This is a genomic window from Nonomuraea sp. NPDC048882 (assembly GCF_040649755.1).
Lineage (GTDB): Bacteria > Actinomycetota > Actinomycetes > Streptosporangiales > Streptosporangiaceae > Nonomuraea > Nonomuraea maheshkhaliensis.
On sequence record NZ_JBEZGB010000013.1, the window covers coordinates 45,212 to 64,041 of the forward strand.

Genomic DNA, 18,830 nt, shown 5'->3' on the forward strand with positions numbered 1-18,830 from the left:
TCGTGCCGACTTGCCCGGTCTCCCTGGGAGATCCGCCTACGTTATCGAGGGAGATGCCGGATTTCTCGTGACACGCCGGTGGCTTTGTTCGCCCGCAGCGTCACGATGGGACGGCGGCACCGGCGATTTGCGCCCTCTCACGGAGAGTGAAGACCTGTAGCGTACAGTCAAAATTCGCCTTTGTGCGGGGGGTTGAGCGCATGCGCTGGCAGGTCCACTCGGAGAAGTCGCTCTATCGCGATCCATGGATGGACGTCCGCGTGGCGGATGTGGAGCTGCCCGACGGAAGCCGGCTCGACCACCGGCTACTGCGCACGGCGCCGGCCGCCGGAGCCGTGGTGACCGACGACCGCGATCGGGTGCTGCTCATCTGGCGCCACCGCTTCATCACCGACAGCTGGGCGTGGGAGATCCCGCTCGGGCAGGTCGAGGAGGGCGAATCGCCGATGGCCGCGGCCGCGCGCGAGTTCGAGGAGGAGACCGGCTGGCGTCCTGGGCCGCTGCGTCCGCTGATGGGCGTCCAGCCGAGCAACGGCGTCTCCGACAGCCTGCACCACGTCTACCGGGGCGATTCGGCCACCCACATCGGGCCCCCGTCGGATCCGTGGGAGGCCGAGCGGGTGGAGTGGGTGCGGCTCGCGCGGATCCGCAAGCTGATCGACAGCGGTGAGATCGTCTGCGCCACCAGCATCTCGGCGCTGCTGTACGTACTCGTCGAGCACCTGCCGGCCGGCGGCGCGAAGCCCAGGGCCTACGGCATGGACCACGACCCTGGCCGGCGATACGTGCTGCCCGACGACCTGCCCGAGCTCTTCTGAACGCCACAGGCCCCGCCCTCGCCGGGCGGGGCCTGTTCAGGCGTCAGGAGAAGAGGTGGTCCACCACCCGGGCCGTGGCCTTGCCGTCGTCGCGGGGCGCGAACGTGGCGCGGAAGGCGTCGTAGCGGTCGGCGTGGGCCGCCGCCACCTCGTCGATCGAGCGCAGCGCGTCGACCACGTCGGCCGACGTCGAGAGCAGCGGCCCCGGCGCCTGCTCGGGCAGGTCGATGTAGAGGCCGCGCTTGGAGGAGTATTTCGCCAGGTCGTAGCCGTACAGCACGATCGGCTTGCCGGTGGCGGCGAAGTCGAACATGACCGAGGAGTAGTCGGTCACGAGCACGTCGGCCACCAGCAGCAGATCCGCGATATCCGGATATGTGGTGACGTCGCGGGCGATGTCGGGTACGGCGGGCGCGGCCTGCATCGGATGGGCGCGGACCAGGATCTCGTGGTCGGCGCCCAGGGCCTCGCGGGCCTTGGCCAGGTCGAGCTTGACCATCGCGTTCTTGCGGTCGTAGTCGCGCCACGTCGGCGCGTACAGCACCACGCGCTTGCCCTCGGCCAGGCCCAGCCGCTCGCGCACGGCCGCGGCCAGCGCGTCCCTGTCGGGCGAGTTGAGCACGTCGTTGCGGGGCAGGCCGCTCTCCAGGATCTCGCCCTTGTAGCCGAACGCCTTGCGCAGCACCGGCGTGGCCCACGGCGACTGCGACAGCAGCAGGTCCCAGCCGCGTACCTCGGCCACCTGGCGGTGCCAGATCGGCGGCCTCGGGTCGCGCTTCATGTGGGGCTGGTCGCCGCCGATGAGCTTGGCCGGGGTGCCGTTCCACGTCTGCACCACCACCTGGTCCTCGCGGGCGCGGAACCAGACGGGCAGGAACGAGTTGGTGATGATGTGGCGGGACCTGGCCAGCGCCTCGTGGTGCTCGCGGCTGCCGGCGCGGATGACGGTCGCGCCGCCGGGCGGCACGAACGCGCCGTCCTTGACCACCCACAGGTGCTCGCGATCGTCGCCCCTGCGCAGCCGCTCCTCGTAGATGGCGCGGACGCTGTCGGCGTAGAGCCGGCCGTCGTTGACCACGTACACGGTAGCGTCGCGCAGCGGCTCGGTGCGCTGGGCCGGGTAGAAGACGCGGCGCAGGACGTGGGTGCCCGCGACGCCGCGCTCCTGCGCGGGACGGTCCTCCTCGACGGTGATCACCGGGACGTCGAAGCGGGTGGAGACCATCCGGTAGAGGTGGCCGCCGAGCGTGCGCGGCTCCTCGTCCAGGCCGCCCAAGGCCGCGTGGTCCATCCGCAGCGGGACGATCTCGCCCGACGGGTGGCGCAGCGACATGTTCCAGGTGCCCGAGGAGAGCGGGACGGCCTCGCCGAAGCGGTCCATCGAGGCCGGCTCCACCCGTACGGTGAATTCCTGGCCGGAGCGCTCCATCGGCAGCCAGTACGACAGCCCCGACCGGTGCCGCAGCGTGAGCGTGCGGGGCCCGGGCGCGTCGGGATAGTCACCGCGCAGCACGAGCGCGGAGCCCTCCCAGGTCGCCGAGGTGATCACCGGGCGGATGCGGTGGGCGGAGACCACGACCCGGTCACGGCGGTCGCCGAGCACGGTGATCTCGCGGTCGCCCACCGGCGTGCGGGTCTCCACCAGGTCGGCCAGCATGACGGAGGCCGCCGGGTCGCCCTTGGGCTCGACCCAGAGCCGCCGCCCGTCCTTCTCCTGCAGCAGCGCGGGCACGGCCAGCCCGACCTTGACCTCGGTGCCGTCGCCCGACGGGGTGAAGTCGGCGGCGATGCGGTGGCCGCCCAGCCTGGCGTGGCCCTTGGTGACCTGACGGCCGGGCAGGGAGATCTTCAGTTCGAGGTGCTCGCCGTCGAGCGTCACGCCGGTCAGCTCGGCCCTGTTGGGCTGGAGCACGACCTGCAGCGCCCGGTCGGAGGTCCAGACCGGCCTGACCCACCAGCCGGGCTTCAGCTTGAGCCCGGCCGGCCGCTCGGGACGGCCGATCGAGGAGCCGCGCAGCAGGCCCGTGGCCCGCGCGCCCCGGCTCCAGAACACGATCTCGGCCCGCCACGTCGTGGCGTCCGGCACGGACGGACGGTGCCGCATGCGGCGGCGCACGCCCGAGACCACGCTGCGCACGGCGCCGCGCCAGCGCAGCGGCCACATGCTCACCTCGGCGTTGAAGCCGGACCAGTCGTAGTTGCAGCCCGGCTCGCGCGCTCCGTGGGTGGCCTCGGGGGCCAGCACCCGGCGGGTGCGCATCCGGATGGGCGGCAGCCAGCGCGGCCCGCGCAACACCACGGTCGCCCGGTTGAACCTGCGGCTGCGGACCGAGAGCCCCGCCAGGTAGGCGAAGCCGGTCACGCGCAGCTTGCCGTCGACCCAGACGATGTCGTCGATGTGGGTGACGGGCACCAGGTCGGCGCGCCGCAGGCGGTAGAGGTCGGGCGGCAGTTCGTCGCGGAAGGGCAGGTCGGCGTACCAGCGCAGGCCCTTGCGGATGCGCTTGGACGGCTCTGCCGCCGCGGTCACCACCTTGGTGAGCGTCTCGCCGTCGACGAGTTCCTCGTCGGGGCGGGTCTCGATCAGGTGGCACAGGACGCGGCGCGCGACCGGCAGGTCGCGCTTGACGCCGGCGTCCACGCCCGCGAGGTACGGGCGGATGAGGTCGAGCATCTCGCGCCGCCGCGCGGGGCCGCGTTTGACCGCCAGCTCGATGCGCGCGCCGAGGTGGTTGCTGAGCACCTCGGTGTCGAATGCCGCGTCGCGGCCGCCTGGGCCGACGGCTCGCATGACCGCTTCAAAAGGCTCGCCACGATCACAGAGATCCTGGACAGCCTTCAGGCGGTCGGCGAGCGAATCGCCGCCCTGGCTTTGGGCTGTGACGCCGGTGGCCATAGGGGTGGCACCGCCTTTCGGGCCGCCATCAGTGTTTTGCCCATGGTAATGGGAGTCACATGTCACAGAATCGCCGTATTGGAGAAAGTGCTGGTCAACTGGGTTACTGAAAATCGGCTGAACGCCCGTCCCAGCGCGCGAGGCGCATGTCCACCCGCTCGCCGCGCAGCGGAGTGCCCTCTTCGCGCCAGTGGTCCAGGCAGCGTCGCAGGTGGTCAGGGGCCGCGGCGGTGCCGTCCGCGTGGACGACGCGCCACCACGGCACGCCGCCGCCCCACGTGGACATGACCTTGCCCACCTGACGGGGGCCGCCCTCGCCGAGATATTCGGCGATGTCGCCGTACGCCATGACCTTGCCGGGCGGAATCCGCTCGACCACGTCGAGCACGCGCTCGGCGAAGGGGTTCACGGGCTCCATGCGGACGGGCCCGCGTCGATGATCTCCTCGAACTTGCCGATCTCCACCACGCTGCCGCCCGTCGAGACCTCGATGACGCCGTCGCGCAGCGCGTAGACCTCGCCGTCCTCGCCCATGAGCCGGGCTCCGAGCGCGGTCGCCAGCCTCAGGAGCTGGGCCACCTGCCAGTCGGAGCCGGGCTCGCCGACCAGCTGACCGTGCCAGCGGGCGACGGCGTGCGTGCCGCCCCCGTGCCCGGCCACGATCTCCTCAGATCCGCGCAGCTCGAAACCGGCCGGCGCGATGGCCTTCGCGAGCTCCGCGAAGGCGAGTGGCGACTCGCGCACCACCCGCAGCTCGTATCCCATGACGCGCGACCATAGCGGATCTTCCCACCAACGAGAAACCTGTTCACCTCATGCCGTTATGCCTGGTCGAGCATGTCGTTGCGGCTGGCCGATGCCTGTCATCGGGCCTGTCACTGCTCCTTGCGCTGGTTGAGCACGACGATCGCGCCGCAGAACGTGACCAGCGCCACGAGCAGGCCGCCCCCGTACAGCCACAGCCGCAAGGGGTCGGGGCCGGGCCTGGTGGGCGCCGGAGAGTCCTCGCCCTGACCGAAGTGCTCCATCCCGGGCGTGATGCTGCGCTGCGCGCCCGTGAGCCGCTCGGCGGCGTTCAGCGCGGCGGCGGCGTCCACCACGCCGAACCCGGTCTTGTCGTCGTAACCGGCCGCCGGCCGGCCCCTGGCGCTGGCCGCCAGCGCCTGCGCGACCTGCTCGGGCGGCAACGTCGGATGACGCGACTTGATCAGCGCCGCCACCCCGGCCACCAGCGCGGCGGCCGAACTGGTGCCCTCGGACAGCTCGTAACCCTTCTTGCGCTTGGCCACCGGCACCTGCACGCCGGGCGCGGAGACCAGCACGGACAGGTTGTCGCTGCTGAACGTGGCCCGACGGCCCTGCTTGTCGGTGGCGGCCACGCCGATGACGCCGGGGTAACCGGCCGGGAAGCTCCAGTAGGAGGTGCCCTTGTCCTTGGCGTATTGGGTCACTCCGTCGTTGCCCACGGCCGCGACCAGCACGACGCCCTTGCTGAGCGCGTACGAGACCGCCTCGCGCTCGGACCTGAGCGGGCCGTACGAGCCGATCGACATGCTGACCACCTGGGCGCCGTGGTTGGCGGCGTAGCGGAGGGCGCGGGCCAGCGGGCTCTCCGCCGACGCCTCGCTCTCCAGCGGCGGGATGAGCGCGGGCTCGTCGTCGATGACCATGGGCAGCGACAGGATTCGGGCGGCCGGCGCGGTGCCGATGAGCCCGTCGTCCTTGCCCGAGCCCGCGATCAGGGCGGCCATGGCGGTGCCGTGCCGTCCAGGCGGCAGCTCGCGGGTGACCGAGCCCGAGGTCATGTCGGGGCCGGCGGCGACGCGGCCCTTCAGCTCCTTGATCTCGCCGTCGACGGCGCTGTCGACGACGGCGACGGTGACGTTCTCCCCCTTGGTGACCTGCCACGCCTGCTCGATGTTGAGCGCGTCGAGCACCCACTGCTGCTGCTCCCTGACGGGATCGGCGGCGGGTGCGGAGAAGGCGAGCAGCGCGGCGGTGACGACGCGTACGGCGGTCAGCACACGTTCCCCTGGGTGCAGGGCGGCACCTTGGGCGGGTCCGCCAGGAAGTAGGCGATCTGGTTGCCGATCGACTTGGCGGCCGGCCACAGCTCGCTGTGCAGGATCTCCTCGGGCGGGATCGCGGCCCTGGTGCGCCCGTCGGCGTAGCCCGCCGTCGAGAACACGAGGTAGGGGCCGGCGCCCACCCATCCGGTGCGCTGGCGCTGGTCGGGCCCGAAGCGCTCGCTCACCGTGCCGGGGAAGGCGACGGGCAGCACGCCGACGCGGTCGTCCTGGGTGAGCTCCTCGGCGGCCGAGATCCTGGACGCCTCGTCCTTCAGCACGGCCACGCCGACCGTGATGACGAAGGAGGCCGTCTGGTCGATGTAGGTGGCCCGCAGCATGGTGAGGCAGCCGTGGCTCTGCAGCACGCCGGCCACGGAGGCGTCCACACCCTTGGCGCACTCGGTCTCGGGGGCGATGCCGACCCTTCTGGCGTACTGCTGGGCACGGTCGAGCCCGAGGTATCTCACCTCTTCTGGGAAGACCCCGCTGGCGGGCCACGCCTGCCAGCGCCTGGCGATCTCCTCCTGCTTGTACTGGTTCTGCTCGGCGGGCGTCAGCGGACGCGAGCGTGTCTCGGCGACCATGCCGACCGTGCCGAGCAGCACGACGACCGCCGACACGGCGATGATGACGCCGAGCAGCGTCACGAAGACGCGGCGGTTGCGGATGCCCTGCTGGAGGAGGGCCAGCTCGGCCCGCTCCTTGGCCTCCGTACGCCGGCGCGAGCCCGCCGCCGGCCATGAACGCACGCGCGACCGCCGGCCGGTGGTGGCGCCGAGCGGGTTCCTGTGCTCCTGCGTGGCCTCTCCCTCGGCACGCGGGAGCCCTGTGACCGACCTACGTCCCTTCACCACCGCCTCGTTCCCGCATTCGCTTCGTGTCTATTTCGTCCCCCTTGGTGGGCGGATCATGCGTCCTGTGCCATGGCGGCCCGGCGTACCCGTCTGACCAGGATGAATATGACGGCCAGGGACGCGAGCGCGCCGGCGCCGGCCGCGGCGGCGACCGCCGCGTAGACCGTGACGCGCCGTTCGTCCCTGACGATGACCTTGACCGGGCCCGCCTGCCCGCCGGCCAGCGGCCGGGCCGGGTCCTGGGCCTGCGCGCCCGCGGCGGTCTCGGTGTGCCCGGCCAGCCGGGCCGCCTCGGCCAGGGCCTTGGCGGCGTTGACCACGCCGAAGCCGGTCGCGGTGTCGTAGCCGCCTGGAGGCCGGTCGGTGGCGCTGTCGGCCATGGCCCGCGCCACCAGCGGCGGCGACATGCGCGGATGGCGCGCCTTGATCAGCGCGGCCACGCCCGACACCAGCGCGCTGGCCTGCGAGGTGCCCCGGCCGACCCAGTATTCGTCGCCGGGGCCCGCGCCCATGATGTCCACGCCGGGCGCGGCCACCAGCACCGAGGAGTTCCAGTTGGAGAACGTGGCCCGCCGCAGCTCTCCGTCGGTCGCGCCGACGGAGACGACGCCGGGGAAGGCCGCCGGGTAGGAGTAGGGGGCGAAGTCGCCTTCGACCTTCCTGTCGCCCCGGTTGCCCGCGGCGGCGACGAGCACGACGCCCTTGGAGATGGCGTAGCGGATGGCCGCGCGCTCCTCCCTGGTCGCCAGCTCCTTGGAGATCGACATGTTGATGACGTCTGCCCCCTCGTCCACCGCGTAGCGGATGCCCTTGGCCACCACGTTCTCGAAGCGCTCGGCCGAGTTGAACTCCCGGAAGCCCGGCTCCTCGTCTTCGAGAATGACCCTTACCGACAGTACGTCCGCTTCGGGCGCGACGCCGATGATCCCCCGTTTTCCCTGGGGTCCGTGGCCGTGCCCGGCGATCAGGGAGGCCATGTACGTGCCGTGCAGCCTGCTGGGCGTGGTGCCGGGCGGGTTTGCGCCCTCGGTGAAATCTTTGCCCACGCGGACCGAGCCGGAAAGGTCGCGATGGCCCGGATCGACGCCGGAGTCGAGCACCGCCACAAGCACGCCCGCGCCCTTGCTGGTCCGCCACGCCTGCGGCAGTTTCAGCGTCTCGATGACGGCCTGCTGGCCTCCGCGCACGTCGTCGGCGTGGGCGGGGTGGAGCAGGGTCCCAGCGACGGCGGGGGCGGCGGCGGCGAGCAGCAACACCCCCACCACGGCGCCAACGCCGCGCCCTCTGCCCCCGGTCAGCACCGCCACTCCTTGGCGGCGCAGTCGGGCATCTTCGGGGTGCTCAGCTCGCTCAGCACGCGCTCGGCGATGTCGGTGGCGAAGGCGAAGATCGCGGGCCGGGGCTCGCCGGCCGCGTCGGCCGGCCGCCCGTCGACCTGGCCGGCCGTGGTCAGCACCAGGTACGGGCCCGCCTGGCGGACCGACCCCGACTGGCGCACGGCCGGCGTGAACCGGTCGGAGACCGTGCCGGTGAAGGCCAGCGGACGCAGCCCGGGTGCCGGCTTGCCGTTGTCGGCGAAGGCCGACCTGGCGTGTACGGCCCCCGGCTCGTCGCGCAGCGCCACCACGCCGATCGTGACGAGCACGCCGCGCAACGCGTCCACGTACGTGGCCCGCAGGACGCCCTTGCAGCCCGCCGCCCGCAGCGTCGCGACCGCCTTGGCGTCCACGGCGTCCTTCCCGCACGTCGCGTGCGGCGAGATGCCGACCCGGTGGGCCCGCTCGCGCCCGCCCTGTTCGGCGGAGTAGGGCAACGTCGCGGGGAAGATGCGGCCCGTGGGCCAAGTACGCCAGCGCTCGGCCACCTCCAGCGCGGCCGCCGTGCGCAACTCGGCCGTGCTGGGCCCCCTGGTGAGCTCCGTGCCCGCCGCGCTGCCCGCCACTCCGGCGGTCACCGCGCAGAACAGGGTCAGCGCGGAGGCCACCACGAGTGTGGGCCAGGGGCGGGCGGAGTTCACACCTTCGACCTTAAAGCGGGTGTCGGGGGAACATCCCCAGAAACCCTCAGTAGCTGGGCAGGCTCGGGTCCACGGTCTTGACCCAGCTCAGCACGCCACCGCCCACGTGGACGGCGTCGGAGAAGCCGGCGTTCTTGACGACCGCGAGCGCCTCGGCCGAGCGCGCGCCCGACTTGCAGTGGAGCACGATCTTCTTGTCCTGGGGCAGCTTCTCCAGGGCCGAGCCGTTGAGGAACTCGCCCTTGGGGATCAGCGTGGCGCCGGGGATGGAGACGATCTCGTACTCGTTGGGCTCGCGGACGTCGACGACGTAGATGTTCTCGCCGCGGTCCATCATGCCCTTGAGCTCGACCGCCGTGATCGTGGAGCCGCTGGCGGCCTCGGCGGCCTCGTCGGAGACCGCGCCGCAGAACGCCTCGTAGTCGTCGAGCAGCTGGGTGACCGACGGGTCCTTGCCGCACAGCACGCACTCGGGGTCCTTGCGGACCTTGACATCGCGGTACTTCATCTCCAGGGCGTCATAGATCATCAGCCGGCCGACCAGCGGGTCGCCGATGCCGGTCAGCAGCTTGATGGCCTCGTTGACCTGGATGGAGCCGATGGAGGCGCACAGCACGCCGAGCACGCCGCCCTCGGCGCACGACGGCACCATGCCGGGAGGCGGGGGCTCCGGGTAGAGGCAGCGGTAGCAGGGCCCGTGCTCGGCCCAGAAGACGCTGGCCTGGCCGTCGAAGCGGTAGATCGAGCCCCAGACGTACGGCTTGCCGAGCAGCACGGCGGCGTCGTTCACCATGTAGCGGGTGGCGAAGTTGTCGGTGCCGTCGACGATGAGGTCGTAGCCGGCGAAGATCTCCATGACGTTCTCGGTCGTCAGCGCCGTGTTGTGGATCACGACGTCGACCAGCGGGTTGATCTCGCGGATCGAGGCGGCGGCGCTCTCGGCCTTCGGCCGGCCCACGTCGGACTGGCCGTGGATGACCTGGCGCTGCAGGTTGGACTCATCGACCACGTCGAAGTCGATGATGCCCAGGGTGCCGACACCCGCCGCCGCGAGATACAACAGCGCGGGGGAGCCCAGGCCACCGGCGCCCACACACAGCACCTTGGCGTTCTTCAGCCGCTTCTGCCCCGCCATGCCCACATCGGGAATGATCAGGTGGCGCGAGTAGCGGCGCACTTCGTCGACGGTCAGCTCTGCGGCCGGCTCGACCAGCGGTGGCAACGACACGTTCTACGCTCCCGTTTCAGGGGTCTTATCTCAACTGTGAAACCTAGCTGGGCAGTGGGGCATTCCCCAATCGAGTCTCACTGATCAGACGGCGTGCCTCGGCCGCCACCACCTTCGGCGTCTCCATCATCGCCACGTGCCCCGCCGTCGGCAGCAGCACCAGCCTGACCTGCCGGAACGCACGGTACGCCTTCCTCGCCATGGCCGGGCGGACCAGGCGGTCGTGGCGGCCGTGAATGATCAGGGTGCGGGCCCTGACCTTCTCCGCCTGGCGCCACAGCGTGTCCTCGCCCCTGCGGAAGTACTCGGCGACGATGCCCCGCGCGGAGCGGATCATGGCCTCGCCCGCGTGCGGCAGGTCGTCGCGCCTGCGCTGCTCGTCGATGGCGTCGCGCAGGCGTACGGGGTGCACGGCGCCCGCGTCGGCCCACACCAAGGACATGGACGCGGTGATGCGCTGCTCGACCGGGATCATGCGCAGCCTGTCGGCCACCCACTCGCCCAGTCTGGGCACCGCCGCCGCGGCGATGCGGACGGGGCCGTACCTCGGGAGCAGGTCGGGCAGGGCCGGCGAGACGAGCGTGAGCGAGCGGACCAGGTCGGGGCGGGAGGCGGCCACCCTGACCGCGATCGCGCCGCCGAGCGAGTTGCCGAACAGGTGGGCCGGGCCCGTGTGCTCCAGCAGGCCGACCACGGCGCCCGCGTGGGCGGCGACCGAGTAGTCGCCGTCGGGCGGCACGGGCGAGAACCCCGCGCCCGGCAGGTCGATGGCGTGGCCGGTGACGGTGTCCTTGAGTTCGTCCATCAGATCGGTCCAGTTGGTCGCCGCCCCCGCCAGGCCGTGCACGAACACCGCCTGCTCGGCGGGGCCCTTCGGCGTGGATCGGACGTGCACCGAGCCGATCATGCGTCCCGGCCAGTGTGGGACCGGCTCCGCGGCCATGATCTCTCCTCCTCGTTTCCTTCGAACGCCTCATCCCGTCTTTCCACGATAACCATCGGCCCTTGGTGGGGTCCGGACTCCGTGCGGAGGGGTACGCGCATGATCGGTGGAGGGCTCGCCGTCCTGCGTGGTGCCCGCTCTCCCATGGCCGCCGGCCCGGGGCCCGACTCGGGCGTTTCTGGATTTTTCGCTGGATAGATGTCTAAGCGATCTCATGACGCACCAAGGCTGTGGCAAAAGCTGGCGTAAGCCGTTTATGGCCATCCCTGCCGGAAAGCATGACGATACCTAGCGTGACGACCGAGGCACGTACCGTGAACAGACGGAACGGGCCGGCGAGCGTCATGACCGGGATCCACGCACAGCGGCGGACATCTCCCGGGACGGCTCGATCGCCGCTTCCCGCTCGACGATGACCGCCGCTCGCGCCGGACGACGCACATCGGTTTTTGGTACGCATCCCCATTGCGGCGAAAACGGCCAAGCCTGTTCGTGCGTTTGTCATGGCCGGCGTCGCGCCATTGTTCACTCGCGGACTTTTGTTTCCGTGAGCGGCCCGCGCATGCGCATCATCGGCGCCGAAAAGGGTCCGGCGTCATTCGACGTCCGGACGACGGCCGTTGCCGCCCATACTTGGCCGGGCCAAATGCGGAAGATTCGGACATATCCACTCTTTTCAGTGGATAAATCTTTAATCCGAGCAATAAGATTGTTAATGCAGAGCAAAATGGAGTCGTGACTGTTTGCCCGTCCACCGGCCCGGAAATGACATTCCGTGGATGAGCCTTCAGCAGCCGTCCAAGATCTGTTTCCCGGCAATCCGGAAAACGCCGAGAACGGGGCAACCGATCCTTTAGGGGGAAAACGCAATGCCCAAGCTCAAGAGTGTTATCGCAGGCCTCGCCTTCAGCACGGCGCTGACCGGCGGCATGGTCAGCGCGGGCGCGGCGACGACCGCGGCCAACGCCGCCACCCAGGTCACCAGCGGCACGTCCGTCCTCGCGTCGGACGGCTGGGGCTGGGGCCGTCACCACCGCCACCACGGTCGTCACCACCAGCGCTGCAACAGGGGCCACCACGGTGGCGGCGGCTGGGGCTGGGGCTGGGGCGGCCACCGCCGGCACCACCGTAGCGGCAACATCTGCATCGTCATCCGCAACGACAACCACAACATCAACGACCACGAGCACGAGCACCACCACCAGCGCCGTGACGGGCAGAACTGGTAACAAAGTCCGTGCGTTGATGGCGCAGGGATGAGTGCCCGCCATTAGTGCGGGTTCTCGGGAGCGGTCCGCTTTTCCTCGCGGTTCGGCCTGAGGCTTTCATTTCTCCTCGTCTCCACGGCAACTCGGTGAGGGCTCCCTCGGCAACAGCCGGGGAGCCCTCGCTGCGTCGTTTTCGGGCCATTGTCACTGCCGCCGGGAATCGCCGTTCCCGGCTTTTTCGCCGTGGTGCCGTGCTGTCGCATGCCCCATGGGCTGTCGCATGCCCCATGGAAATGCCTCGTGTCGGGCAAAACCCGGTAAGTCCGGTTTGTCGCGCTTTCTGCAGGAAATATGCCCCGTACGGATGAAATGCAAGTCGTCATCCGAGTCGCTGTACGAACCATTCGCTTTGACGCGGACAGCTCTGCAGCGGCTGAACGGGGCAATCGATCCTTTAGGGGGAAAGCGCAATGCCCAAGCTCAAGAGTGTCATCGCAGGACTCGCCATCAGCACCGCTCTGACCGGAGGCGTGGTGAGCGCGGGAGCGGCCACCACCGCGGCTAGCGCCGACGCGGCCACCCAGGTCAGCACCGGCACGTCAGTCCTGACCGGACACGGTTGCGGCTGGCGCCGCTGCGGCGGCTGGGGCTGGGGGTGGAACCGCGGCAAGCGCTGGGGTCGCCACCACCACGGCCCGGGCCGCATCAGGATCGTCATCATCAACAGGAACCACAACCACAACGACAACGGTTTCGATCGCCACAGGTGGTAGCACCTCCGGCACTGCCTGAACCCGCCGCACGCCTGACGCGCCGGCGAGGAGTCCGCCCAGGGCGATGAACCGCCCGGGCGATGAGCTCAGGCACACCACCGAGTGCCCGCATTCACCGGCGAACGGCACCGGCCCTCCTCACCGAGGACCCGGAAGCCCACCCGCCGAATGCGGGCACTCACCACGTCCGCCCCCTCCCACCGAGCACCCACCCGGCCGGTCCGGGCACTTAACGCGTCCATCCGGATCGCGACCACCGCGACCGTCTTCCCCTGCGTGTCCATCCGTTCACGCCTGCCCGACCTGCGGCAGGCACTCGGCGCATCAATCCCTCAAGGCCGGGCACCCACTCGGTGTGTGCCGGCACTCGGCACACGCACCCCCTCACGCCGAACCTCCACCCATCCTGCGCGAACGCCCAGCACGTCCGCCCCCTCACGCCGAAGACCCGTGTGGCCGATGCGAGCGTTCGGCGCGTCCCCTTCGTCGGATGTCCGCCCGGTGACCAAGGGCACCTGGGCGGTCCGCTGCTCATGCGGACCCGCCGCCCTCCACACAGGGGCGGGGTCTGCGTGCGACGGTGGCCGGCGGCGCGGGGATCGGTCGTCGTGAGGGCCGGGTCGCGAGCCGGTCAGGCCCGCCGCCCCCCTGCGACCTCGCCGGGCGACTCCCCGCCGCGCACGCGCGTCACCCCCTCACAGCGACGTCCTCACCGCCATGAGGTGCCGGACGCGTCTTCCGGGCGGACGCTCCCCCGCGTCCGTACGCGGGCACGTCCGAGCCGCCCTCACCCACAAAGGCGACCGCTCTTTTCACGGGCGCGCGAATAACAGGATGAGGACCCCCCGGCAAACGCCGGAGAGCCCTCACCTGAATACCGCTAGGAGAAAGGAATAACGTTCCGTATAAAGCTACGGACCCCACTCCCGAACGGCCACCGATTAACGAGTGGTGTCCTCGTGCCGCTCGTGCCTCGGGAAGACGTTGCGGTTGTAGTTGCGGTTGTGGATCTTAACCCGGACGCGGAGCTTGTGGTTGTGGTGACGGCGCCATCCCCAGCCGCCGCGGTTCCAGCCCCAGCCGCCGCAGCGGCGCCAGGCCCAGCCACCGCCGCAGCCGTTGGTGAGGACGGACGTGCCGGTGCTGACCTGAGTGGCGGCGTCGGCGGTGGCAGCGGTTGTCGCCGCTCCCGCGCTCACCACGCCGCCGGCCAGCGCGGTGCTGACGGCGAGGCCTGCGAGTACGCTCTTGAGCTTGGGCATTGCGTATTCCCCCTAAAGGATCGATTGCCCCGTTCTCGACGTTTCCGGATAACCAGAAACAAATCTTGGACGCCCGCTGAAGAGTCATCCACAAGCTGTCATTTCCGGCAGATTGCCTAGCAAACAGGCACGACTCCATTTTGCTCTGCATTAACAATCTTATTGCTTGTATTAAAGGGCTATACAATGAAGTAACACGAATTATCCTGATATGTCCCATTTGGTGATCGACACAGCAGCGCCGCCGGGGCGATGGCGGTCGGCTTGCCGTGGCCGATCCCAGGCCGATCCCAGGCCGATCCGCCGATCCCCTGGCCGGTCCGCCCACCGGGTCGCATCGACCTCCGGGCACAGCAGCTCAGCGACGCGTCACACGGCGACAAGGCGGCCTACACAGCCGTACAGACGCGGCCGTACAGACGAAGCGGCCTACGCGGCCGTACAAGGATGGAAAGCAGGCCCGCGGCACAGCAGGGCTCAGTGAGACAGGCCGGCGGCACGACCGGCCCTTCGAGCAACTCCTACGCGGACTTGCGGGTCTTGCGCTTGGCGGGAGTCTTCTCCTCGCTCTTGGCCTTCCCGGCCGCCGCCTTCTTCGGCTTGGCCGGCGCCCCTTCGCGCTCGCGCTTGGCAGCCTCCACGCTCGCCCGCAGCGCCGCCATGAGGTCCACCGCGGGCCCGGCCTCCTCTTCCTCCTGGGCCGGGACGACCTCCTTGCCCGCCACCTTGGCCTCGATCACCTGCTGCAGCGCCTCGCGGTAGGTGTCGTGGTATTCGCTGGGGTCGAAGTCCGACTCCATGGTGGTGATGAGGGACTCGGCCATCTTGAGCTCCTGGGCGCGTACCTCGATGTCCTCTTCCAGGAAGCCGAAGTCGGGCGTGCGGATCTCGTCCGGCCAGAGCATGGTCTCCAGGACGAACACGCCGTCCCTGACCCGCAGCGTCGCCAGCGACTCGCGCTGGCGCAGCGCCACCTTGACCACCGCGACCTGGCCCGAGCTCTCCAGGGCGTTGCGCAGCAACACGTACGGCTTCGCCCCCTGCGCGTCGGGCTCCAGGTAGTACGACTTGGCGAAGTAGATGGGGTCGATCTGCTCAGCGGGGGCGAACTGGAGCACGTCGATGCGGCGCGACGTGCTCAGGGGCAGGCCCTCGAAGTCCTCGTCGGTGAGCACGACCATCTCGCCGGAGGCCAGTTCGTACCCCTTCGCGATGTCGGCGTACGGGACCTCCTCGCCGTCCAGCGTGCACACGCGCTTGTAGCGGATCCTGCCGCCGTCCTCGCGGTGCACCTGGTGGAAGGAGACGTCCTTCTGTTCTGTCGCGGAGTAGAGCTTGACCGGGATCGTCACCAGTCCGAAGGAGATCGCACCTTTCCAGATGCTGCGCATGGACACTCCTCAGCTCTCATCAGCTCACCTTTGGGCACATACCCGTCATGGGGCAACCAATGCCATACCCAGTCGAACCGATGCTGGCCGTACCTGGGGAACTACCCTCCGACCGCGATCTGTACGGTCTGGAGGTCAAGTGGGACGGCATCCGGGCCCTGCTGCACCTCGACGGCGGTGTGCGGCTGACGGGCAGGCACGGGGTGGAGTACACCCGTCGTTATCCGGAAATATACGGCTTCGGGATCAAGAACGCGGTCATCGACGGGGAACTCGTGGCGCTGGACCCCCGGGGCCGGCCCAGTTTCGTCCGGCTCCAGCACCGCATGCACCTGACCGACCCGGAGCCGGCCGTGCTGCGGCTGTACCCGATCACGTACATGCCGTTCGACCTGCTCTATCTCGACGGGATGCCGCTCTTCGACCTCACCTACCGCGACCGCCGCGCACTGCTCGACGAGCTGGACATCGGCGCGGCCCCCTACTTCCCCGGCGACTCCGACCTGCTGAGCGCCACGTACGAGCAGGGGCTCGAAGGCGTGGTCGCCAAGCGGCTCGACTCGCCCTACCGGGCGGGCACCCGGTCACCCTGGTGGATCAAGGTGAAGAACCTGACCGTCCGCGAGGTCGTGATCGGCGGCTGGAAGCCGGGCAAGGGACGCCGCGCGGGAGGCATCGGGTCGCTGCTCATGGGCGTGTTCACGGACGAGGGGCTGACGTACGTCGGGCACGTCGGCACGGGGTTCACCGACGCCGTCCTCGACGATCTGTACCGGATGCTGCGGCCGCTGGAGATCCCGCGCAGCCCGTTCAGCAACGAGGTTCCGTGGAAAAATCGGTGGGTTAGGCCAGATCTGGTCGGGGAGGTGGCCTACACGATGTGGACCGACGAGCGGCGGCTGCGCCACCCCGTGTGGCGCGGTCTGCGCCCCGACAAGCTCCCCGCGGAGGTCACGCCATGAAGGTGCCGGTCAAGGTGGACGGCCGCGAGCTGACGCTGAGCAACCTGGACAAGGTCCTCTATCCCGAGTACGGCTTCACCAAGGCCGAGATCATCGACTACTACAGCCGCGTCGCGCCCGTCCTGCTGCCGCACCTCCAAGGCCGGCCGCTGACCGTCAAGCGTTACCCCAACGGCGTCACCGGCCAGTCCTTCTTCGAGAAGAACGCCCCCGACCACACCCCCGGCTGGGTCAGGCGGGCGAACCTGCCCGTGCCCGGCAGCACCAAGAACCGCGAGACCATCGACTTCGCGATCGTGGACGATCTGCCCACGCTCGTCTATTACGCCAACCTCGCCGCACTCGAACTGCACGTCCCCCAGTGGCGCGTGGACGAGGACGGCCAGGCGCTGCCGCCCGACACGCTCGTCTTCGACCTCGACCCCGGCCCGCCCGCGACGATCGTCGAGTGCACGCGCGTGGCGCTCATGCTGCGCGAGGCGCTGAAGGAGGAGGGCCTCACGGCCGTGCCCAAGACCAGCGGCAACAAGGGCATGCAGCTGTACGCGGACTGGGACTGCCGCGAGGAGCCCTCCGCGTACGCCAAGAGGCTGGCCCAGCTCCTGGCCAAGGAGCATCCCGGCGAGATCGTCAGCGTGATGGCCAGGAAGCTGCGCCCGGGGAAGGTGTTCATCGACTGGAGCCAGAACAACCCGGCCAAGACCACCGTCGCGCCCTACTCCCTGCGGGCCAGGGAACGGCCCACGGTGTCGACGCCGCTCACGTGGAAAGAGGTGGAGAGCTGCGAAGACCCCCATGACTTGGATTTCACCGCACCCGACGTACTCGCCAGAGTGGAGAAGCGCGGCGACCTTTTCCGCCGGGCGTAGGCTGGGTGCGTCCACACCGAGAGGGGACCGAGATGTCGGAGATGGACATTCGCGGGGATGAGCGGGCCTACATCGAGGAGGAAGAGGCAGAGGTGCCGATCGACGAGGGGGAACTGTCCATCGAGACGCCGGAGGCGGACGCCGCCGAGCAGCAGCGAGAGCTGGGCGCACAGACCGGCAGGCTGCGCCGTGAGCTGCCGCTCGACGTCGATCCCGCCGACGCGGCCGACCAGGACCGCGAGGTGGATCTCGACGACGATGACTACCGCTGAGCTGGGCTGATGCCGGCGATGTGCGTGACGGGCCACCGGCGATGAGCGTTGTCACCGGGCCGCGGCCGGCGCGCACGTAGGATGTCCGCACAGTCCGCTGAGAGCAATGGAGACCCGCGTGACCGCAACCCCGGATGCCAAACCCCGGGGCACCCGGCTGCCCCGTCTGGCCCGCCGCCGGCAACTCCTGAGCGCTGCGCAGGAAGTGTTCGTGGAGAACGGCTATCACGCGGCCGCCATGGACGAGATCGCCGATCGGGCCGGGGTGAGCAAGCCGGTGCTCTACCAGCACTTCCCCGGCAAGCTGGAGCTCTATCTGGCGCTGCTCGACCTGCACGTCGAGGACATGGTCAACCGGTGCAGGGAGGCGCTGGCCTCCACACAGGAGAACAAACTGCGCGTGCAGGCCACGTTCAGCGCGTTCTTCGACTTCGTCTCCAGCCAGGGTGAGGCGTTCCGCCTGGTCTTCGAATCCGACCTGCGCAACGTCGCGCCCGTACGCCAGCGGGTCGAGCGCTCGCTCAGCCAGTGCGCGGAGATGGTCAGCGAGCTCATCCAGGAGGACACCGGCTGCACCAGCGACGAGGCGCACCTGCTCGGGGTCGGGCTGGTCGGCATGGCCGAGGTGAGCGCCCGCTACTGGGTCACCACCCAGGGCTCGATTCCGAAGGACGCGGCCGAGCAGCTCATGGCCCGGCTGGCCTGGCGCGGCATCAGCGGTTTTCCGCGTACGGCATAACCCGTTCGCTGGCCGCGATCATTCACCCTTTTCACCGGCCTGAGCGGTCACGATGGGATTGCCAGCCCGTCGACTAGGGAGCCATTAATGGAAGTCAAGATCGGCGTACGGTCCGTACACCGCGAACTCGTTGTCGAGACCGACCTCACCTCCGAGCAGGTCGAGGAGGAGATCAGAAACGCGCTGGCCGTCGATCGCGGCGGTATCTTCTCGATCACCGACGTGAAGGGCAGGCGAGTGCTGGTGCCGGTGGCCTCGCTGGGGTTCATCGAGATCGGCGAGGACGAATCCCGGCCGGTCGGCTTCGGCGGCACGCTTTAACGACTTGTCGGCAGGGGTGCGGCCCGACCGCCGTACCCCTGCGTCCGTGTCATGCCAGTTGCGACGCGTCCTTCGACGTACGCCGGCCCGGTTCCGGCGCGTCCTTCGACGCACGCCGGCCCGAGTTCGGCCTCTGCCTTGAGACGGCCGGACGGCCGGACCCGCCACAGTGAGCGGACGACCGGGCCGCATCGGCTTCGCCGTGGGT

The 18,830-nt window shown here is 69.8% G+C and carries 19 protein-coding genes; 8 read left to right on the plus strand and 11 right to left on the minus strand.

Annotated features, from left to right (window positions below; all coding sequences use genetic code 11):
* The first annotated feature begins 200 nt into the window (after positions 1–200).
* Complete coding sequence (locus AB0C27_RS37955; protein ID WP_357854620.1) at positions 201–818, plus strand: NUDIX hydrolase; 618 nt, start codon at positions 201–203, stop codon at positions 816–818.
* A gap of 43 nt (positions 819–861) precedes the next feature.
* Here the strand turns inward: AB0C27_RS37955 and AB0C27_RS37960 are convergent, their stop codons facing one another.
* The 9 genes from AB0C27_RS37960 to AB0C27_RS38000 all read right to left on the minus strand — a co-directional run bounded on the left by AB0C27_RS37960 (position 862) and on the right by AB0C27_RS38000 (position 10,825).
* Positions 862–3,609, minus strand: coding sequence for a CDP-glycerol glycerophosphotransferase family protein (locus AB0C27_RS37960; RefSeq protein ID WP_357854623.1), 2,748 nt, complete (start codon positions 3,607–3,609; stop codon positions 862–864).
* A 208-nt stretch (positions 3,610–3,817) separates the two neighbouring features.
* Positions 3,818–4,132, minus strand: coding sequence for an MGMT family protein (locus AB0C27_RS37965; RefSeq protein ID WP_346111410.1), 315 nt, complete (start codon positions 4,130–4,132; stop codon positions 3,818–3,820).
* Complete coding sequence (locus tag AB0C27_RS37970) at positions 4,120–4,479, minus strand: hypothetical protein (RefSeq protein ID WP_346111412.1); 360 nt, start codon at positions 4,477–4,479, stop codon at positions 4,120–4,122. Before AB0C27_RS37970 ends, AB0C27_RS37965 begins: the two co-directional genes overlap by 13 nt.
* Positions 4,480–4,589: 110 nt before the next feature.
* Positions 4,590–5,738, minus strand: coding sequence for a S8 family serine peptidase (locus AB0C27_RS37975; RefSeq protein ID WP_357854628.1), 1,149 nt, complete (start codon positions 5,736–5,738; stop codon positions 4,590–4,592).
* Positions 5,732–6,634 carry a hypothetical protein gene (locus AB0C27_RS37980; RefSeq protein WP_357854631.1) on the minus strand — a complete coding sequence of 301 codons (903 nt, stop codon included), beginning with the start codon at positions 6,632–6,634 and terminating at the stop codon, positions 5,732–5,734. Before AB0C27_RS37980 ends, AB0C27_RS37975 begins: the two co-directional genes overlap by 7 nt.
* Positions 6,635–6,690: 56 nt before the next feature.
* A complete protein-coding gene (locus AB0C27_RS37985) occupies positions 6,691–7,938 on the minus strand; it encodes a S8 family serine peptidase (protein WP_357854634.1) in 1,248 nt (415 codons plus the stop codon).
* Positions 7,932–8,654: a hypothetical protein gene (locus AB0C27_RS37990; protein ID WP_357854637.1), complete on the minus strand. Its 723-nt coding sequence runs from the start codon at positions 8,652–8,654 to the stop codon at positions 7,932–7,934. The genes AB0C27_RS37985 and AB0C27_RS37990 overlap by 7 nt, the downstream gene beginning before the upstream one ends.
* Before the next feature lie 46 nt (positions 8,655–8,700).
* On the minus strand, positions 8,701–9,882 hold the full coding sequence (moeZ, locus tag AB0C27_RS37995; protein WP_357854640.1) for an adenylyltransferase/sulfurtransferase MoeZ: 1,182 nt from the start codon (positions 9,880–9,882) through the stop codon (positions 8,701–8,703).
* 43 nt (positions 9,883–9,925) lie between these two features.
* Positions 9,926–10,825, minus strand: coding sequence for an alpha/beta hydrolase (locus AB0C27_RS38000; protein ID WP_357854642.1), 900 nt, complete (start codon positions 10,823–10,825; stop codon positions 9,926–9,928).
* A gap of 869 nt (positions 10,826–11,694) precedes the next feature.
* On the opposite strand from AB0C27_RS38000, the gene AB0C27_RS38005 reads away from it, so the two are divergent.
* Complete coding sequence (locus AB0C27_RS38005; RefSeq protein WP_357854645.1) at positions 11,695–12,054, plus strand: hypothetical protein; 360 nt, start codon at positions 11,695–11,697, stop codon at positions 12,052–12,054.
* 449 nt (positions 12,055–12,503) lie between these two features.
* Positions 12,504–12,806 (plus strand): hypothetical protein, encoded by a 303-nt coding sequence (locus AB0C27_RS38010; protein ID WP_357854648.1) that lies wholly within the window; start codon positions 12,504–12,506, stop codon positions 12,804–12,806.
* Positions 12,807–13,747: 941 nt separating this feature from the next.
* Here the strand turns inward: AB0C27_RS38010 and AB0C27_RS38015 are convergent.
* Positions 13,748–14,068 carry a hypothetical protein gene (locus AB0C27_RS38015; protein WP_357854650.1) on the minus strand — a complete coding sequence of 107 codons (321 nt, stop codon included), beginning with the start codon at positions 14,066–14,068 and terminating at the stop codon, positions 13,748–13,750.
* 521 nt (positions 14,069–14,589) lie between these two features.
* The gene (locus AB0C27_RS38020; protein ID WP_357854652.1) at positions 14,590–15,459 is read right to left on the minus strand and encodes a Ku protein; all 870 of its coding nucleotides are present in this window, start codon (positions 15,457–15,459) and stop codon (positions 14,590–14,592) included.
* A 59-nt stretch (positions 15,460–15,518) separates the two neighbouring features.
* Here AB0C27_RS38020 and ligD (AB0C27_RS38025) point away from each other — a divergent pair, with 59 nt between their 5' ends.
* The 5 genes from ligD (AB0C27_RS38025) (at position 15,519) to AB0C27_RS38045 (ending at position 18,622) form a co-directional block, all read left to right on the plus strand.
* The gene (gene ligD, locus AB0C27_RS38025; protein WP_357854655.1) at positions 15,519–16,421 is read left to right on the plus strand and encodes a non-homologous end-joining DNA ligase; all 903 of its coding nucleotides are present in this window, start codon (positions 15,519–15,521) and stop codon (positions 16,419–16,421) included.
* The gene (gene ligD, locus AB0C27_RS38030) at positions 16,418–17,290 is read left to right on the plus strand and encodes a non-homologous end-joining DNA ligase (RefSeq protein WP_357854658.1); all 873 of its coding nucleotides are present in this window, start codon (positions 16,418–16,420) and stop codon (positions 17,288–17,290) included. The genes ligD (AB0C27_RS38025) and ligD (AB0C27_RS38030) overlap by 4 nt, the downstream gene beginning before the upstream one ends.
* 32 nt (positions 17,291–17,322) lie before the next feature.
* A complete protein-coding gene (locus AB0C27_RS38035) occupies positions 17,323–17,562 on the plus strand; it encodes a hypothetical protein (protein ID WP_357854661.1) in 240 nt (79 codons plus the stop codon).
* Positions 17,563–17,680: 118 nt separating this feature from the next.
* The gene (locus AB0C27_RS38040; protein WP_346111426.1) at positions 17,681–18,301 is read left to right on the plus strand and encodes a TetR/AcrR family transcriptional regulator; all 621 of its coding nucleotides are present in this window, start codon (positions 17,681–17,683) and stop codon (positions 18,299–18,301) included.
* Between the two features lie 87 nt (positions 18,302–18,388).
* On the plus strand, positions 18,389–18,622 hold the full coding sequence (locus AB0C27_RS38045; RefSeq protein WP_357854664.1) for a DUF3107 domain-containing protein: 234 nt from the start codon (positions 18,389–18,391) through the stop codon (positions 18,620–18,622).
* Positions 18,623–18,830 lie beyond the last annotated feature (208 nt).

What these genes read in the sequence shown, in the direction of transcription:
- AB0C27_RS37955 (WP_357854620.1), top strand. Translation starts at nt 201, where the DNA reads ATGCGCTGGCAGGTCCACTCGGAGAAGTCGCTCTATCGCGATCCATGG.
- AB0C27_RS37960 (WP_357854623.1), bottom strand. Translation starts at nt 3,609, where the DNA reads ATGCGAGCCGTCGGCCCAGGCGGCCGCGACGCGGCATTCGACACCGAG.
- AB0C27_RS37965 (WP_346111410.1), bottom strand. Translation starts at nt 4,132, where the DNA reads ATGGAGCCCGTGAACCCCTTCGCCGAGCGCGTGCTCGACGTGGTCGAG.
- AB0C27_RS37970 (WP_346111412.1), bottom strand. Translation starts at nt 4,479, where the DNA reads ATGGGATACGAGCTGCGGGTGGTGCGCGAGTCGCCACTCGCCTTCGCG.
- AB0C27_RS38000 (WP_357854642.1), bottom strand. Translation starts at nt 10,825, where the DNA reads ATGGCCGCGGAGCCGGTCCCACACTGGCCGGGACGCATGATCGGCTCG.
- AB0C27_RS38005 (WP_357854645.1), top strand. Translation starts at nt 11,695, where the DNA reads ATGCCCAAGCTCAAGAGTGTTATCGCAGGCCTCGCCTTCAGCACGGCG.
- AB0C27_RS38010 (WP_357854648.1), top strand. Translation starts at nt 12,504, where the DNA reads ATGCCCAAGCTCAAGAGTGTCATCGCAGGACTCGCCATCAGCACCGCT.
- AB0C27_RS38015 (WP_357854650.1), bottom strand. Translation starts at nt 14,068, where the DNA reads ATGCCCAAGCTCAAGAGCGTACTCGCAGGCCTCGCCGTCAGCACCGCG.
- AB0C27_RS38020 (WP_357854652.1), bottom strand. Translation starts at nt 15,459, where the DNA reads ATGCGCAGCATCTGGAAAGGTGCGATCTCCTTCGGACTGGTGACGATC.
- ligD (WP_357854655.1), top strand. Translation starts at nt 15,519, where the DNA reads ATGCCATACCCAGTCGAACCGATGCTGGCCGTACCTGGGGAACTACCC.
- ligD (WP_357854658.1), top strand. Translation starts at nt 16,418, where the DNA reads ATGAAGGTGCCGGTCAAGGTGGACGGCCGCGAGCTGACGCTGAGCAAC.
- AB0C27_RS38035 (WP_357854661.1), top strand. Translation starts at nt 17,323, where the DNA reads ATGTCGGAGATGGACATTCGCGGGGATGAGCGGGCCTACATCGAGGAG.
- AB0C27_RS38045 (WP_357854664.1), top strand. Translation starts at nt 18,389, where the DNA reads ATGGAAGTCAAGATCGGCGTACGGTCCGTACACCGCGAACTCGTTGTC.